Source organism: Kitasatospora sp. UYEF31 (assembly GCF_057291755.1).
This window is the reverse complement of sequence record NZ_JBXAWK010000092.1, coordinates 1-15,362: the sequence shown is the minus strand read 5'-3', so window position 1 is coordinate 15,362 and position 15,362 is coordinate 1. Positions and strand designations below refer to the sequence as shown.

The window sequence follows — 15,362 nt, the reverse complement described above, 5'->3', positions numbered from 1 at the left end:
GCTCCCTGGTCTCCGACCGCGCCGCCGTGCGGTGATCACCCACCAGCCGACCAGCCATGCCAGGATGCCCCGACCCTAATTACGACCCAGGTCGTTAGCTTCTTGCATCAGCCCTGGGTGGCCCCCTGGAGCCGTGATCCTTACACCGCCCACAGAACATGACTCAGAGGTCGAGCTGAATCTGGAGCAGGCAGCCTTCGCCCACCACTGCGGTTGAACTCGCGGTGGCGGGTTGGAACCTGACGTTTCATGGTCGTTGCGGTATGCCGGAGGTATGAGGTATTCGCAGGGGGCGGGCAGACGCTGAAGCGGCAGGCGGCTCGGGAACGGTTGAGGCTGGGGGCTGCGGAGCGGTTCGCGCGCGGGGAGAGGACCGTGGACATCGCGCATGAGCTGCGGGTCGGGGAGCGCCAGGTGGAGAAGTGGCGCAGAACATGGCGTGAGGGCGGGGCGGAGGCGCTGCGTTCGAAGCCCGCTACTGGGCCGAGCGAGCGACCGCTGGTCAGGTGAACCCGAAACCAGGTCAGACCCCACTGACCAGGCAATCAGCACCTCTCGCATAGCGGGGGAACCTCACTCCTCCTCGCGGCGACCGAGGACGCCGTCATCCGGGCCTTCGGTGTCAACGGACTGGTAGGTGAGATCCAGATGCCTCCAGGCGTCGATTGGGTCCGGGCGCTGGCCTGCGCAACCGACGGCACAGTCGTCGCCGGCTGCGAGGACGGTGCTCTGCGGGTATGGACGAAGTCGGAGCCCGACGGGCTACGTGTGGTGGCCAACGGCTCGAACACGGTCTGGTCCACCCACATCACAGCCGACGGTGCCCTCGGTGCTGTCGGCCACGGTGACGGCCGCATCGAGCTACTGGACCTGCCCACTGCCGAGTTGCACCGCGAACTGTTGGGAAGCGCGGGCCGAGTGTGGTCGGTGGCTACCGGTGGGAGGTACGTTGCGGCGGCCTGCGGCGACGGCTCTGTCCACGTCTGGTCCCTCGACGACGAGAGTTGGACGCTGCGGCTCAACGACGACGTCACCCGGAGTTGGAGCGTCGCGGTGCCCCGGGCCGGTACTCAGCTCGCCGCCAGCACCGGCGACGGGCGCATCCGCTGCTGGGACCTCCCCACCGGAGCGTTGGTGTGGGAGCAACAGGCCCATGCCGGTCGCGTCAGGTCGCTGGCGTTCGATGCTGGCGGAAACCTGCTCGCGGCGAGCGGCGGTGACGGCACCGTGCACCTCTGGGACTCGCGTACGGGTCAGCACCTCAGCCGGTTCGTGAACCACGGAGGCTGGGCGCGGTCGATCACCGTCGACGCCGCGGGCACCCGCCTCGCGGTGGGCTCGGGCACCGGAGAGATTCACGTCCGCGACGTCCGGACCGGGCAGTTCATCGGGCATCTGGCCGGCCACGCGGGGCGGGTCCTCATGATGGCGTTCTGCGAGGATCCTGATCTTCTGGTGTCGGCTGCAGCCGACGGAACGGTCAGGGCCTGGTCGCTCAGTCGACAGCACCAGCTCGCTGAGGTACGTGTCGACGCGACGCTGAACTGCGCCGCCGCGGATCCTGGTACGGGTCGTGTGCTCGTCGGGAGCGCGGCCGGCCCGGCGTCGCTGCGACTCAGCAATGGTGGCCACACCGTTGACCAAGCTGATGCCGTCCCGCTGGTGTGTCCTGGTGACGGCCGACGAGGAGAAGGACGAGCCTGAACATGCCCACCGCACCCGTGATCCTGAGTGGTACCCCCGGTTCCTTCGCCTGGGGCGTCTTCCACAAGCGGCACCCGAAACTCATCCAGCAGGTGCTCGACGCTCTGCCGTACGGGCCGCTCGAACGAGCAGCGATCGAGGAGCTCCTCTCCGAGAGCACCAGCGGTGTGCTGGAGCCGCTCGGCAAGAACGCCCACGATCACCAGCGGTGGCTGGAGTGGGGCGAGGGCTTGTTCGGGCGGCCATGGGGCGAGGCGCCATTTCTGTGGGCCGAAAGCTACTTCTACCGCAGGCTGCTCGAAGCCACTGGCTACTTCGGGCCCGGGACTTGGCAGGGCATCGACCCGTTCGCACCGTTCAAGAACGCCGAACTGACCGGCCCAGCCGTTAACGCCGAACTGGCGGCTCTGAGCGACCTACCCGCCCTGTCCACCCAGAAGCGAGCCGACGTGCTGCTCTCGTCAGCGCTCTGGGGCAACCGGGCGGACCTCAGCTTCCAGATCACCGCCTCAGTCGGGGACACCCAGCCCCCCGCCCTGATCGTGGACGACAGCCCACTCCTGTGGTCCACGCTCGCCGCTGCGAGCAACCCGAGGGTCTGCGTCATCGCGGACAACGCCGGGCGGGAGCTGCTGCCTGACCTCGTCCTCGTCGACCATCTCCTGACGAGCGGGTTGGCCGCCAACGTCGTCCTGTATGTCAAGCCGTCCCCCTACTACGTGTCGGACGCGACCACCGCCGACGTCCTCGCGGCCATCGACCGCCTTCGCGCCGGACCGGGGCAGGAGGCGGAACTGATTGGCCGTCGACTCTGGAAGGCGATGAACAACGGCACCCTTATGGTCCGTACGCACCAGTTCTTCTGCGCGCCACTGCCGTTCCACGACATGCCCGCCGACCTCAGGGGCGAGCTCGCCGGTGCCACAATGACGATCCTCAAGGGCGACCTCAACTACCGCCGCCTCGTCGGGGACCAGCTCTGGGACGCCACAACCCCGTTCGCCGAGAGGGCCGGACACTTTCCGTCCCCAGTGGCGGCCCTCCGCACATTGAAATCGGACGTCATCGTCGGCCTCGACGGACTGGTAGTCGCCAGGCTGGACGCCACAGGAGAGCCATGGCGAACCAACGGCAAGTACGGCCTCATCCAGGCCCACGCCAAGGCGTAGTACCGGCACGGGGTTGTCGGAGTACCCGCACGACGCTGGCGGCGGTCGGGGGTACCCCGATCGGGACGACAGACCCGATCTCGGCGCTCGTTCGACCAAACTCGAAGGCAGAGGCGTTTTACCGAAGGAAAGTCCTGCCGTTTACCGACACCCGGCTGCGGCAGGTGACCCGGCCGCAGATCGCAGTCCACCACGACTACACCAAGGAGCTCCTGCCGCAGGTCACGATGGCCACGATCCACCAGCGGCTGCGTGATGAGCACGGGCTGAACGTATCGGTGGCCTCGTTTCGGCGCTACGCGCGGGCGAACCTGTCCGAGGAGAAGCGCCGCTCGCAGGTGGTGGTACTGCGCGACCCGGCGGAGCCCCCCACCGGCACTGCGACCGGACGGTTTCCTGCCGGAGGGGTTTGTCCTGGGTGGTGGAAGCCGGACGACGGCGCGGTTCCCCACGTGCGGCCAGCTGGGCGACACCGGCGGGGGGTCACAGGTCCCGCAGCCCGTTCAGCACACGGGCCAGGGTCGGCAGGTCGTTCTCCCTGACCGGAAGATCCGATACGGCCGCCGTGGCGACAGCGGGACCGGGCCTGTTGAAGAACGTGCGGACGGTCGCAGGGCCGTCGGTGGTGATATGCGCCCAGACGACCTTGCCCCGACGGGCTAGCAGCGGATACCAGCCCCACGCGTACCGGCTGATCTCCCGGCCGATGGCACCGCGCCCGTCGGGGACCGCAACGTCGGTCTCAGCGACCATCGGCGGCGCACAGTCGGGATCCCACACCGACACCCGGATGATCCCGCCGCCGTACTCCACCCACAGGACGAACCGCCGTACGTCGGAAGAGCACCGACCGGGGGCCAGGGGATCGGACTTGGGAACGCGCACCACCCCGGCGGTGAGCGCGGCCACCACCTGCCCTGCCGTCTGTGTGGAGCAGCCACCAACTGTCGGTTGATGCGCCAGGTGCCGTGGCGGCGAGAGGAACCGCCTGGGGCAGGAGACGCCGTACACCCGTCCGGTCTTGGGGTCGGTGCAGTTGCAGCGCCAGTGAACTGGTGCCGTTTTCTTCATGGTTCGTCCTCATCTTCGGGTGGATGGTGGTTCTCCGAAGAAGATGAGGTCAGCGTTCACTAAAGGGAAGTCTCACGAAGTACGTCAACGGCTCTACACGCTGCCGAACCCATCATTTTGGGAGCTCGGGCTGTACTTCAGCGGTCGGCGCTGCCCGGCGGGACGACCCACTCCGCGGGCTGGCCGGTAAGGGAGGCGATCATGTCGAAGTCGCCGTCGTAGTGGAGGACCGTCAGCCGGTGCTGTTCCGCGGTGGCGGCGATGAGGAGGTCGGGGAGTGACAGTGCACGGTGGAAGCCGGTGTTGAGGGCGTGTCGCTGGACTTCGAGCGCGCGGGTGAAGGCATCGTCGTCGGTGCGCAGGTAGTCGAAGGCGTGGAGCCAGGTGCTGATCCGGGTGGCCTCGGCGGTGTCCCGGGCGGAGTGGATCATTTCGTACTCGGTGGGTTGGCATACCGCGAGCAGGTAGCGCTCGTGCAATGGCTTGAGCACTTCTTTGACGGACGGCTTCGTCCAGCGGGCCAGGGCGGACTTGTCGATCAAGTAGCGGTCCTGCATCAGGCGGCCCGGCCTCCGGCGTGGTCTTCGTCGCGTTTGAGGGAGCCGTCGGCGTTGCGGGGGCCGGTGCTTTCGACGATCTCGCTGAAGTCGAGCTCGCCAGCATCCATGGCGTCGAAGAACTCTTGCCGTAGGTGTCGCTTGACGGCGTCCTCCATGGCGAGGCGTACGGCCTTGGCCTTGGTCTTGGTGCCGAATATACGCATGGCCTCGGCGACCATGTCCTCGTCGAGGTCGATAACGGTCCTGGCCATGGCTGCGGTCCCTCCGAAAGTGTCTCTAACTCTAGGAACGATATCATTAATTTCGCCAGTTCGATATCATTTTCCGTTAGCTGAGACCCCGGGCACGGGTCGATCGCTACGTGCGTCAGACATGCCTCCCCGAAGAAGGTCTCCTGTTGGCGGACACCAACGGCTCTGCGAAGCGTCCTGAACCGTCAGCTCATCCTCGGCGGAGCAAAGCTGAGACCCGCTGCACGATGGAGACGGTCCGCTGACCGTACTCACAGGTAGGCCGGGTTCCGTTGCTGCTTATCGCTCTGCGGCGAGGAGAAACCACAACCAACCTCCGCCGTACAGCATGTTGAGTGACAATAAATCCGATGAATGGTTCCTTCGGGGTCTCCGGTGACGACGAAAGCCCGACGTACCGGGTCTTCTGGCACCTCACGACGGCCAACACGCCGCTCTACCGCGCTGTCATGGCTGTCTTTCTCGATGCGAAACACCGGTACGTCGTACATCTGCGGCCTGAGGATGTTCATGCAGCCCTCCCGCCGGATCTCCCCGGCGGTCTTGAGGCCGTCTCCGATGCCCTGACCAAGCTCGATGTCTGGGGCAACCTGCGGGCCGATCCGGACACCGGCAGGGTCACCTCCGTCGAGGACTTCTACCGCCATCGCTACATCTACCAGGTCACACAGGAAGGCGAAGCCGTCGAGGAGGCGCTCGGCACCTTCGACGCGGCACTCGGGCGACGCGGCGAACTGCAGGCGGTCGCACTCACCGACATCGCCGAACAGCTCAGGGTGCTGATCCGGCTGTCCGCCGAAGACCAGCCCGACGCCACCCGGATCCACCTGACCCTCCTCGGACTCGCTGAGCGTTTCGCTGGCTTGGCGGACAACGCCCGGGTGTTCATGGGGTCGTTGCAACGGGCGATCGACCTCCACGATGTGGATGTCGAAGTTTTCCTCGCCTATAAAGACCGCCTGATCGAATACCTGGAGAAGTTCGTCAGCGACCTGCTGACCCGGGGTGGCGAGATCGCCGGTCTTCTTACAGACCTGGGCGATCCGGTTGAACCGGACTCGGCTGCGGCCCTGCTCCTCCGGTTCGCCGCCCAACGTGATGCCGGTGATGCCGCTCCCGATGGTGAAGCGGGAAGCGAGCAGGCCGAGGACGACGCCTACAGTCGGTGGATGACCCGCTGGTCCGGGCTGCGGGGCTGGTTCATGTCGACCGACAGTGCGGACGCGCAGGCGAAGCTGTTGCGTGCCCGGGCCCGCAGTGCGATTCCGCAGTTGCTGAACGTGGTGTCCGTACTACGGGAACGCCGGGCCGGACGTTCCGACCGGTCCACCGATTTCCGGACGCTGGCACTCTGGTTCGCCCAGGCTCCAGACGACGAGTCCCGGCACCAGTTGTGGCGTTCGGCGTTCGCCCTGCACGCGTCCAGGCACCTGACCGTGAACGCGGAGACTATGGATCTTTGGGAAGCCGACCCGCCTGCGCCCGGCACACCGTGGGCCGATGCGCCGCCTCTCGAGGTGAGTCCGCAACTGCGCAGAACCGGTTCATACGAACGCCGCGGCAGGGCACGGAAGGTGGAGGACCGCACCGAACTCAAACGCCGGCTCGCGGCTGTCGCTCGGGAACAGGCTGCCCAGACCGCCCTCGCGCGGGCCAGTCTGGACACCGGAGGCAAGACCCGGCTGAGCGAACTGACCGTTTTGGACCGGGACAGCTTCCGCCTGTTCCTCGGTCTGCTGGGCGACGCGCTGTCCGGCTGGCGACCGGGCACCACCGAGGTCGAGACCACAAGCAGTGACGGAACGATGGAGATCAGGCTGACGGCCCTTGCTGACGGTTCACACGCGGAGATCCACACCCCGGCGGGGGTCTTTTCCGGGCCCGACCATTTGATTGAGATCATCGACTTGGAGGCTGGCGCGTGACCCCGCAGGATCTGTCAGGCGGCGGCGGTCTGCGAAGTGCGCTTGTGGGACAGCGCGAGGCGGAGCGGCATCAGGCCGCCAGAGTCCTGCTCGCCCGTCCGCTGCTCAGGGCCGGCGGGGCGACTGCGGACGACTTCCGCCTGGTCCGGCAGTACGCGGCGGAGCTTCGGACCTGGTTCGAACGAAACACCGGCTGGTCACTGACGGTCGACGCGCAGACCGCCAGGCTGGCCAAAGTCCCGGGTGACGCCAGGAACCCCACCCACCCGGCGCAGGGCCGGAACAAGGTTCCGTTCAGCCGACGCCGCTACGTCCTGGTCTGCCTGGCCCTGGCCGTCCTCGACCGGGCTGAGCAGCAGATAGCGCTGGGACGGCTGGCCGAACAGATCGTGTTCGCCGCCGACGACCCCGAGCTCACCGTCGCCGGGGTCATCTTCTCTCTGGAGACCCGGGAGGAACGCGCCGACCTGGTCGCGGTGGTCCGTCTGCTGATCAGCCTCGGGGTGCTCACTCTGGTCGCCGGAGATGAAGAGGCGTATCTCAAACAGGCCGGGGACGCGCTCTACGATGTCGACCGGCGGGTGCTGGCCGGCATGCTGGCCACCAGGCGCGGTCCGTCCACGATCCGTGCGGAGGCGTTCGAGGACCGGCTCACCGCCCTCGCGACGGACGGTTTCGCGGACGCGATGGAGAGCGACGAACTGCGGAACCGCGAGATCAGACACCGGCTGACCCGTCGGCTCCTTGACGATCCGGTGCTGTACTACGCCGACCTGACGGAGCCGGAACTGGTCTACCTGCGCGGTCAGCGGATGAGGATCACCGGTGCCATCGCGGACCTGACAGGTTTGCTGCCGGAACTGCGGGCCGAAGGTATCGCGATGGTGGATCCGTACGACGACCTCACCGACGTCAGGATGCCCGAGCGGGGAACCGAAGGCCATGTGACCCTTCTGATCGCCGAGCACCTAGCCGCGGCGACCGGACCGGTTTCCGTTCGAGAACTTCACGCCCGGGTCCGGGCTTTGGCGGTGGAACACCGGGCCTACTGGCGCAAGACCGAGCCGGGACAGGAAGCCGAACTCGTCTCGCTGGCCCTGGCCCGGCTGACGGCCTTGTCCCTTGCTTATCTGGATGACGGGATGGTTTTCCCGTTGCCCGCGCTCGCCCGCTACGCGGTAGGCGACCCCGTACTGCTCGAACCCGGCGAAACGAAGACCAGAACCCGGCGGACCGCACCGAAGAGGAGGAACCGATGAGTCTCCCGCACCCCAGGAGAGCCAGATGGCAGCCACTGCGTATCGGCCTTGTCGACCTCTTCTATTACGACGTTGAGGAGTTCTGGTTCCGCGACGGCCGATTGCTGCTACGCGGCAACAACGGAACCGGCAAGTCGAAAGTCCTTGCGCTGACCCTGCCGTTCCTCCTCGACGGTGACCTCTCGCCGCACCGGGTCGAGCCTGACGCTGATCCGAAAAAGCGGATGGAATGGAACCTGCTGTTGGGCGGGGAACATCCTGCTTCCGAACGGTTGGGCTATACCTGGATCGAATTCGGTCGCCTTGAGGAGGACGGCACTCCGCAATTCCGGACCCTCGGGTGCGGTCTGAAGGCGGTGAAGGGGCGGGGTATCGCCAAGCACTGGTTCTTCAGCACAACGCAGCGTATGGGAGACGGCCTCTCCCTGCTTGACGCCACCGGGTCAGCGCTTTCCCAGGAACGGCTCGCCGAGGCTCTCACCGGACACGGGCTGGTGTACGACAAGGCGAAGACCTACCGACGAGCTGTGGACGAGGCGTTGTTCGGCCTTGGCGAGCAACGCTACGGCGCGCTGGTCGACCTTCTGGTGCAACTGCGGCAGCCCCAACTGTCCAAACGTCCGAGCGAGAAAGCCCTGTCCCGGGCTCTGACCGAAGCACTACCGCCGATGGACCAGGCGGTGGTCACGGATGTCGCCGAAGCGTTCCGCAGCCTCGACGAGGAGAAGGACCATCTCGCGGCCACTGTCGAGACACAGAAAGCCGCAACCGGATTTCTGACGCACTATCAACGCTATGCGCGAGTGGCCACACGCCGCCGGGCAGCCGGGCCACGCACAACCCAGTCCCGGTACGAAGCACTACACGCCGAACTGGCCACGGCGCAGAACGCGGAAACCAAGGCCGCAGAGGACCTGGCTGCCGCAGAGGCCCGGCTCACCGGGCTGGCCGGGGAACTGCTCCGGCTTCAGGCCGAAGACAAGGCCCTGCGCGAAAGCCCGGAGATGCGAAGCGGCCGGGAGCTGGAACGGGCGGGCGTGGAAGCGGCACAGGCCCGCCGGGCGGCCGACCTGGCGGAGACCGACGCCGGACGGGCCGGGCGCGACGCCGACCGGGTACGGCTGCGGATGGAAGCTGCGGAGCGGCGGACAGAGGTGGCGGCCGCACAACTGGCCGAAGCGCTAGGACAGGCCGGGGAGCAGGCCGGGCAGGCCGGATTCGGTGAAGAGCACACGCGCACGGTGGCGGAGGGGGCGGGAGCCGGAGAATCCGGGGACGAACACCGGCTGCGCCGGATCGCCCACGACCTGGCGGACCGCCGGGAGCGGGCCGTCGACTTCCTGTCCGGGCTGCACCGAAAGGCCACCGCGGCTGTTTCGTCCATGAACACGGCGCGGCTTCGGCTGGACGACGCGGAGACCGAGGTGGCACGGCTGGCTGGCGCGCGCGAGACCGCGGAAGACGACGTCTCCCGGGCGGGTGAGGATCTTGTCGCGGCCGTCCGCGGGCACGTTGCCGCAGCCGTGGAACTGAACGCGGACCCGGCGCTGGACGAACTCCAGTCCTGGACCGCCACACTGGACGGCCTCAACCCGGCACGGGCGTCGGCGGAGGCCGCCGCCAGGCACCTGCGCGGGGAGCTCGCCGGGCAGGTGTCCGACGGTAGGGCCACACAGCGAAGCGCGGAGGAGCGCCTGAGCTCGCTGCGGGCCGAACTGCGGGACCTGGAGTCCGGTGGAGGACAGGCACCTCCGGTTCCCCACACCTGCGTACCCGGTCTCAGAATCGCCCGGCCGGGCGCGCCGATGTGGCGGCTGGTGGACTTCGCCGATGGGCTGCCGGACTCCGCCCGGGCGGGACTGGAGGCCGCTCTGGAGGCGTCCGGGCTCCTGGACGCATGGGTGTCGCCGGACGGCACGCTGCTTGACGCGGAAGTCGGCGACGTACTGCTTCTGCCTGGTCCTCCGGTTTCGGGGACCTCTCTTGCCGAAGTCCTGTGTGTGGCGGTCGACCAGGGGGATTCCCAGGCCGCCGCCGTCGCCGGGAGCACGGTCGCCGGAATCCTGGCATCCATCGGGCTCGGAAACCCGGCCGCGCCCACACGGGTGGACACCGACGGCTCGTTCACGGTCGGCGTGCTCAGCGGACGTTGGCACAAGGACGTAGCGGAGTACATCGGTGAGGGCGCGCGAGAGGAAGCCCGGCGGGTCCGGCTGGCGGAGCTGCGAATTGAGGCCGCCACGGCGGACGAGGAGATCGCAGCCGTCGAGGACCTGCTGTCAGCGCTGGCCCAGCGACAGGAGGGCCTGGAGGGTGAACTCGCGGCGTTCCCCACAGAGGATGTGCTGCGTAGGGCGCACGCGGAACTGGCGGCTGCCGTAAGGCAAACGGTGATCGCCGCGGAGAAGAGGGCGAAGACCGCCGCTGTTGTAAAAACTGCTGTCCAAGAAGTGGCTGCCTTGAATGAGGAGATCAGGGAAGCGGCGGATGCGACCGGACTTCCCGCTGACCCGGCGGCCCTCGGCGATGTGACATCGGCTCTTGCGGGATACCGGCAGGCGTTGGCCGAACTGTGGCCGGCGCTGCGGGAGAACAATGCGGCGCTCGGGGCTGTGGCCGAGCAACGAGCCGACCACGGTGAAGCGGCCGGACACGCGGCCGAATTGCTGGAGCGCAGCGCAACGGCCCGGGATGCAGCCGTGAGCGCCGAATCCCGGCGTGACGTACTCCAGTCCACCGTCGGAGCGTCGGTCGCCGAACTCAACCGGCGCCTGATGAAGGTAGGCGGGTTGATCCAGGCGAACGGCACTGACGTCACAGGTGCCAATCGGGCCCGGGACACCGCGCTTTCGGCGCAAGGACAGGCACGGGGGAGCCGGACCCGGCTGGAGGGCGAGGTCGGCGAAGCCGGGAACCGTCGGGACGAAGCCGTCGCCGCACTTGAACGTTTCGTCGCGACGGGACTGCCCGCGGTGGCCGCGCCGGAGGTCGGGCCTCCGCCGGGCCGGGACTGGTCGGTGGCCCAGGCCGTTCTGCTGGCCCGTCGGCTGGACCAGGAACTGGCTGAGGTCGACTATTCCGACCAATCCTGGGACCGGGCGCAAAAGCGGGTCACGGAGGAACTCAAGCAACTCCAGGACGCTTTGGCCCGACACGGTCACCAGACGGCGGCGCAACTGCTCGACGAAGGCATGGTGGTGGAGATCGTCTTCCAGGGGCGGACGGTCGGCGTCGCCGACCTCACCCGCGATCTGGCGCTTGAGGTCGAGGAGCTGCAGCGGCACCTCTCGGCCCGGGAGCGCGAGATTTTGGAGAACCACCTGATCAACGAAGTTGCGGCAACACTTCAGGAGTTGATCGGGAAGGCCGAGCGCCAGGTAGCTCGCATGAACAGGGAACTGGGTGAGCGCCCGACCAGTACGGGTATGCAGCTCAGGTTGTTGTGGAGGCCGGCGAAACTGGGACCGGTGGGGCTGCCCGCAGCCAGGGAGCGGTTGTTGCGGCAGTCACTGGACGCCTGGTCGACGGACGACAGGGTGGCGGTGGGGGAGTTTCTGCAGACCGAGATCGAACGCGTACGGGCCGATGACCCTTCGGGAACATGGCTGGACCATCTCAGCACCGCACTCGACTACCGGGCATGGCATGAGTTCGGTGTCGAGATCCATCAGCACGGTCAGTGGCGCTCTGCGACCGGCCCGTCGTCGGGAGGTGAGAAGGTCCTTTCCGTGTCCGTGCCCCTGTTCGCGGCGGCGTCCTCGCACTACGCCTCGGCCGAGAACCCGAACGCGCCCCGGCTGATCACGCTGGATGAAGCGTTCGCGGGGGTCGATGACGATTCCCGGGCCAAGTCGATGGGGCTGTTGGCGGCCTTCGACCTTGACGTGGTGATGACCAGTGAACGCGAGTGGGGCTGCTATCCGGAAGTTCCCGGGCTGGCCATCGCCCAGCTGGCCCGGACCGACGATGTGCCCGCAGTGCTGGTGACCCGATGGGAGTGGGACGGCGTCGGACCGAAGGGTCGTGGAACCGAGCCCGACCTGGTGTTCGATGGCCGTTCTTCCGCTCCGGCGGATCAAGATGACCTGTGGTCGTGAACAAAGCGGCAGTCGACCTGCCGAGACTCGGCCGACTGCTCGGCGTGCCGGAGCTCGGCTGGTTCACAACCAGGGTCCGGGCCAGGATGGCGGCCGACCGGCCGTTGGACGGCAGCGTACGTCTCACAGCACCGACAGAAGCCGAACGCGCGGCCGTTGAAAGGCTGCTGGGCCGACCGGCCAAGGCCGCAGGCGCACTCAGCGTCAACCTCGCGGCCGTGGACGCGGTACTGCGGAACAGCGGAGTGTGTACGGACGGGCTGGCGGCGGCGGTGGAGGTTCTCACCGGGCCGGTGGAGCTCCGCGCAGAGGTTCGGGCTGCTGAGGAAGCGGCTTGGGAGCGTGCGTACGCGCCGCTTGAATCGTTGGTGCGGGACAGGCCTGAATTCGAGGAGTGGCTGGTTCGTCTGCGGAGCTCAGGTCTAGTGCGCCGGCTTGCCGGTGAGGCAGGCGCTGCCGGGACCGTACTGAGGAACCTTGCTGACGTGTCGGCCGCTCTTCCATTGAACCCGGGGATGCCTTTGGGCGTGTTCGCTGCCAAGGTGTGCCGAGACGCACATGCTCTGGATGACGGCCGTCCGCTGTCCATCCTTGCCCTTCGCGCCGCCCAGGCGCTGAGCGGGGTCCCTGCCGGATCCGGTGCGGAGTGGCGTCGCGAAGTCTGGTCTTCGGTAGGGCTCTTGAAGGACGAACTGTCCAGCACAGTTCTCACGCTGGGTTTGCCCGGTGACGAGGCAACCCCCACCGGGCGGGCACTGCGAGCTATGGGGGACGCCGGGCAGCCGGTGGTTCTCACCCTGCGACAGCTGATGATGGACCGCGTAGCTCCCCTGCCATGCGTATTCGTCTGCGAGAACCCGGCCGTTGTCGCGGCCGCCGCCGATCAGCTCGGCGCGGCCTGTCCGCCTCTCGTCTGTTTGTCCGGACAGCCGAGCGCTGCTGCGCTGCGGCTACTCCGGCACCTCACCGCCGACAGGGGGACTCTTTGTTATCACGGCGATTTTGACTGGGGCGGCGTGCGGATCGCTGCCGCGCTCGGGACTCGGGTGCCGTGGAGACCCTGGCGGTTCGGTGCCGCTGATTACCGCCGCGCACTTCCCACGGGGGCCGGACAAGCGATTGAGGGCACGCCTGCGGCGACTGAGTGGGATCCGGATCTGGGAGTGGCGCTTCGGGAACATGGGCACCGGGTTGAGGAAGAAGCGGTCCTGGAGGACCTGATCGCAGATTTGACTACTGCCGGGCGACAAGGACTCCAATCTGCCTTCGCACCCGACGTGACTGGAGATGTATAGGAGACAGGGCGGCTGGGCTGTGCGGCGCGCAGTCTGATTCCGCCGAATGATCACATACGGCCATGCGGTATCTCGGTCCAACAAGCTGCCAGTACACGCGGCAGGGTTATGTTCACCCATGCTGCCCGGTAGGTTTCCGGAGGTGGTGATCGCTGCCAACGGGCCGATTGGGCAGCAGACAGTTACGCTGACCGTAAATGGAGAGAGGGGGACAGCGTGCTGCTCCGGTTCCGTGCCGCGAACGTGCGGTCGCTACGCGACGAGCAAGAGCTGTCCTTTGTTGCCTCTGAGCATGAGCCAGGCAGTGCGGCGCGTGAGTTGAGGCTCGGCGGGGATCGTTCCGCAGACGTCTTTCCTCTCATCGGCATCTTCGGTGCCAACGCTTCAGGCAAGTCGAACGTCCTGGCCGCTATGACCGACATGCGTATGGCAGTTCTCAACTCTTACGCTCGCTGGGCATCATTCGAAGGCGTTCCCCGCAAGCCGTTCGCGCTGGATGCGAAGAGCGAGCGCGAACCCAGCTTCTTCGAAGTGGACCTTGTGATCGATGAGGTCCGTTGGACGTACGGGTTCGAGCTCGGCTCGGCCCGCGTCGAGGCCGAGTGGATCCACAGCTATCCCCGTGGACACCGTCAGGTGTGGCTTGACCGTGACGCATCACGAGGTGATGTGTACGAGTGGCCCGGTGGCCGGGTCAAGGATCGTGCGCAGTTGGTGCGGCGAACCCGCCAGAACACGTTGTTGCTGTCCACGTCCGGCACCGACAACCACCCCCAGCTCTCCCCACTCTTTCACTGGTTCCGCCGCAACCTGTGGCTGATTAATCCGGAGGACGAACGGGTGCAGCGCGAGGCGTTCACCACCCAAGAGCTATCAGGAAGCCGGGCCCGCCGCATTGAGGAGCTCCTCCGGGTGGCCGATCTCGGCATCACGGGAGCCGAGGTAGTCAAGGACGGTAAGGGCCAGGGAACGGTGAAGCTGGTCCACCGCTCCCCTCTTTGTCAGTCTGTGGTGATACATCCGATTTTACCGGGTTAACCTGAGAGGGCACGACAGGAGACCCCCACATGACCAACACCACCCCCGCCGCGGCAGACCCCGCCGTCAGGCCCCGGCGCCGCACCTTCACCGCCGAGTACAAACTGCGGATCGTCGCCGAGTACGACGCCGCACCCCGGGGTGCCAAAAGCGCGGTCCTGCGCCGCGAACGCCTCTACGACTCCCACGTCGCCGAATGGCGGGCCGCCCGCGACGCCGGCGCCCTGGAAAACCTCGTCGACCGACGCACCGGCCCCGCCCGGCCGAAGAAGTCCACCGCCGAAGTCGAGAACGACAAACTCCGCCACCGCATCGCCCGCCTGGAGAAGGAGGTGGACAAGCGCGACGCGGCGCTGGAGATCCTGGGAAAAGGGGTCAGGCTCTTGGAACTACTCTCCGAGAGCACGGACTAAAACACCAAGCCGACACCCAACTCGCCGACACCGCAACCAAGTTGACCCCCCACCTCGGTGTCGTAGCGGCCTGCCGGCTCACCGGCCGCTCCCGCGCCACCCATCACCGTCACCTGCACCCCGCAGAGCCGAAAGCCCGCACACCCCGGCCCTCCCCGCCCTCGGCCCTGGACCCGGCCGAACGCGCCGCCGTACTGGACCTGATGAACACCCCCGAGTACGTCGAACTCGCCCCCGCCCAGATCTGGACCCGCGAACTGGACGCCGGCCGCTACCACTGCTCGGTATCCACCATGTACCGGATCCTGCGCGAGCACGGCCAGTCCGGCGAACGACGCCGCCAGGCCACGCACCCGGCCAAGGCGGTCCCCGAACTGGTCGCCGACGCACCCTCGCAGGTGTTCACCTGGGACATCACCAAACTCGCCGGACCGGACAAGGGCATCTGGTACCACGCCTACGTCATCATCGACATTTTCAGCCGATACGTCGTGGGCCACACCGTCGAGGCGGCCGAATCCGCCGACCGGGCCGAGGAGTTCATCGCCGACACCATCGAACGCAACGGCGTCGTCCCCGA

General features: G+C 67.2%; 12 protein-coding genes and 1 pseudogene. 10 read left to right on the top strand and 3 right to left on the bottom strand.

The features are described from left to right. Positions 1-249 precede the first annotated feature (249 nt). The 3 genes and pseudogenes from AC0Z36_RS27955 to AC0Z36_RS27945 form a co-directional block, all read left to right on the top strand. Positions 250-504: pseudogene (locus tag AC0Z36_RS27955) on the top strand (helix-turn-helix domain-containing protein); the annotation flags it as partial. Between the two features lie 144 nt (positions 505-648). Further along, a complete protein-coding gene (locus tag AC0Z36_RS27950) occupies positions 649-1,704 on the top strand; it encodes a WD40 repeat domain-containing protein (RefSeq protein WP_485465857.1) in 1,056 nt (351 codons plus the stop codon). Between the two features lie 2 nt (positions 1,705-1,706). Continuing rightward, a complete protein-coding gene (locus tag AC0Z36_RS27945; RefSeq protein WP_485465856.1) occupies positions 1,707-2,873 on the top strand; it encodes a damage-control phosphatase ARMT1 family protein in 1,167 nt (388 codons plus the stop codon). 483 nt (positions 2,874-3,356) lie between these two features. Here the strand turns inward: AC0Z36_RS27945 and AC0Z36_RS27940 are convergent, their stop codons facing one another. From AC0Z36_RS27940 to AC0Z36_RS27930, 3 genes are all read right to left on the bottom strand, one after another. Next, positions 3,357-3,944 carry a hypothetical protein gene (locus AC0Z36_RS27940; RefSeq protein ID WP_485465855.1) on the bottom strand — a complete coding sequence of 196 codons (588 nt, stop codon included), beginning with the start codon at positions 3,942-3,944 and terminating at the stop codon, positions 3,357-3,359. Between the two features lie 137 nt (positions 3,945-4,081). Continuing rightward, a complete protein-coding gene (locus AC0Z36_RS27935; RefSeq protein WP_485465854.1) occupies positions 4,082-4,501 on the bottom strand; it encodes a PIN domain-containing protein in 420 nt (139 codons plus the stop codon). After that, positions 4,501-4,755 (bottom strand): type II toxin-antitoxin system VapB family antitoxin, encoded by a 255-nt coding sequence (locus AC0Z36_RS27930; protein ID WP_485465853.1) that lies wholly within the window; start codon positions 4,753-4,755, stop codon positions 4,501-4,503. The genes AC0Z36_RS27935 and AC0Z36_RS27930 overlap by 1 nt, the downstream gene beginning before the upstream one ends. A 350-nt stretch (positions 4,756-5,105) precedes the next feature. Here AC0Z36_RS27930 and AC0Z36_RS27925 point away from each other — a divergent pair, with 350 nt between their 5' ends. The 7 genes from AC0Z36_RS27925 to AC0Z36_RS27895 all read left to right on the top strand — a co-directional run. After that, positions 5,106-6,680 carry a TIGR02677 family protein gene (locus AC0Z36_RS27925; RefSeq protein ID WP_485465852.1) on the top strand — a complete coding sequence of 525 codons (1,575 nt, stop codon included), beginning with the start codon at positions 5,106-5,108 and terminating at the stop codon, positions 6,678-6,680. Then, the gene (locus AC0Z36_RS27920; protein ID WP_485465851.1) at positions 6,677-7,939 is read left to right on the top strand and encodes a TIGR02678 family protein; all 1,263 of its coding nucleotides are present in this window, start codon (positions 6,677-6,679) and stop codon (positions 7,937-7,939) included. Before AC0Z36_RS27925 ends, AC0Z36_RS27920 begins: the two co-directional genes overlap by 4 nt. Then, complete coding sequence (locus AC0Z36_RS27915; RefSeq protein WP_485465850.1) at positions 7,936-12,036, top strand: TIGR02680 family protein; 4,101 nt, start codon at positions 7,936-7,938, stop codon at positions 12,034-12,036. Before AC0Z36_RS27920 ends, AC0Z36_RS27915 begins: the two co-directional genes overlap by 4 nt. Next, complete coding sequence (locus AC0Z36_RS27910) at positions 12,027-13,331, top strand: TIGR02679 family protein (protein WP_485465849.1); 1,305 nt, start codon at positions 12,027-12,029, stop codon at positions 13,329-13,331. The genes AC0Z36_RS27915 and AC0Z36_RS27910 overlap by 10 nt, the downstream gene beginning before the upstream one ends. Positions 13,332-13,547: 216 nt before the next feature. After that, entirely contained in the window at positions 13,548-14,369 is an 822-nt protein-coding gene (locus AC0Z36_RS27905) for an AAA family ATPase (RefSeq protein WP_485465848.1), read from the top strand. Positions 14,370-14,398: 29 nt separating this feature from the next. Next, positions 14,399-14,782, top strand: a complete 384-nt coding sequence (locus AC0Z36_RS27900) for a transposase (protein ID WP_485465847.1) — start codon at positions 14,399-14,401, stop codon at positions 14,780-14,782. Between the two features lie 41 nt (positions 14,783-14,823). Beyond that, positions 14,824-15,362 (top strand): DDE-type integrase/transposase/recombinase (locus AC0Z36_RS27895; RefSeq protein WP_485465846.1); only part of this gene is annotated, 539 nt, incomplete at its 3' end.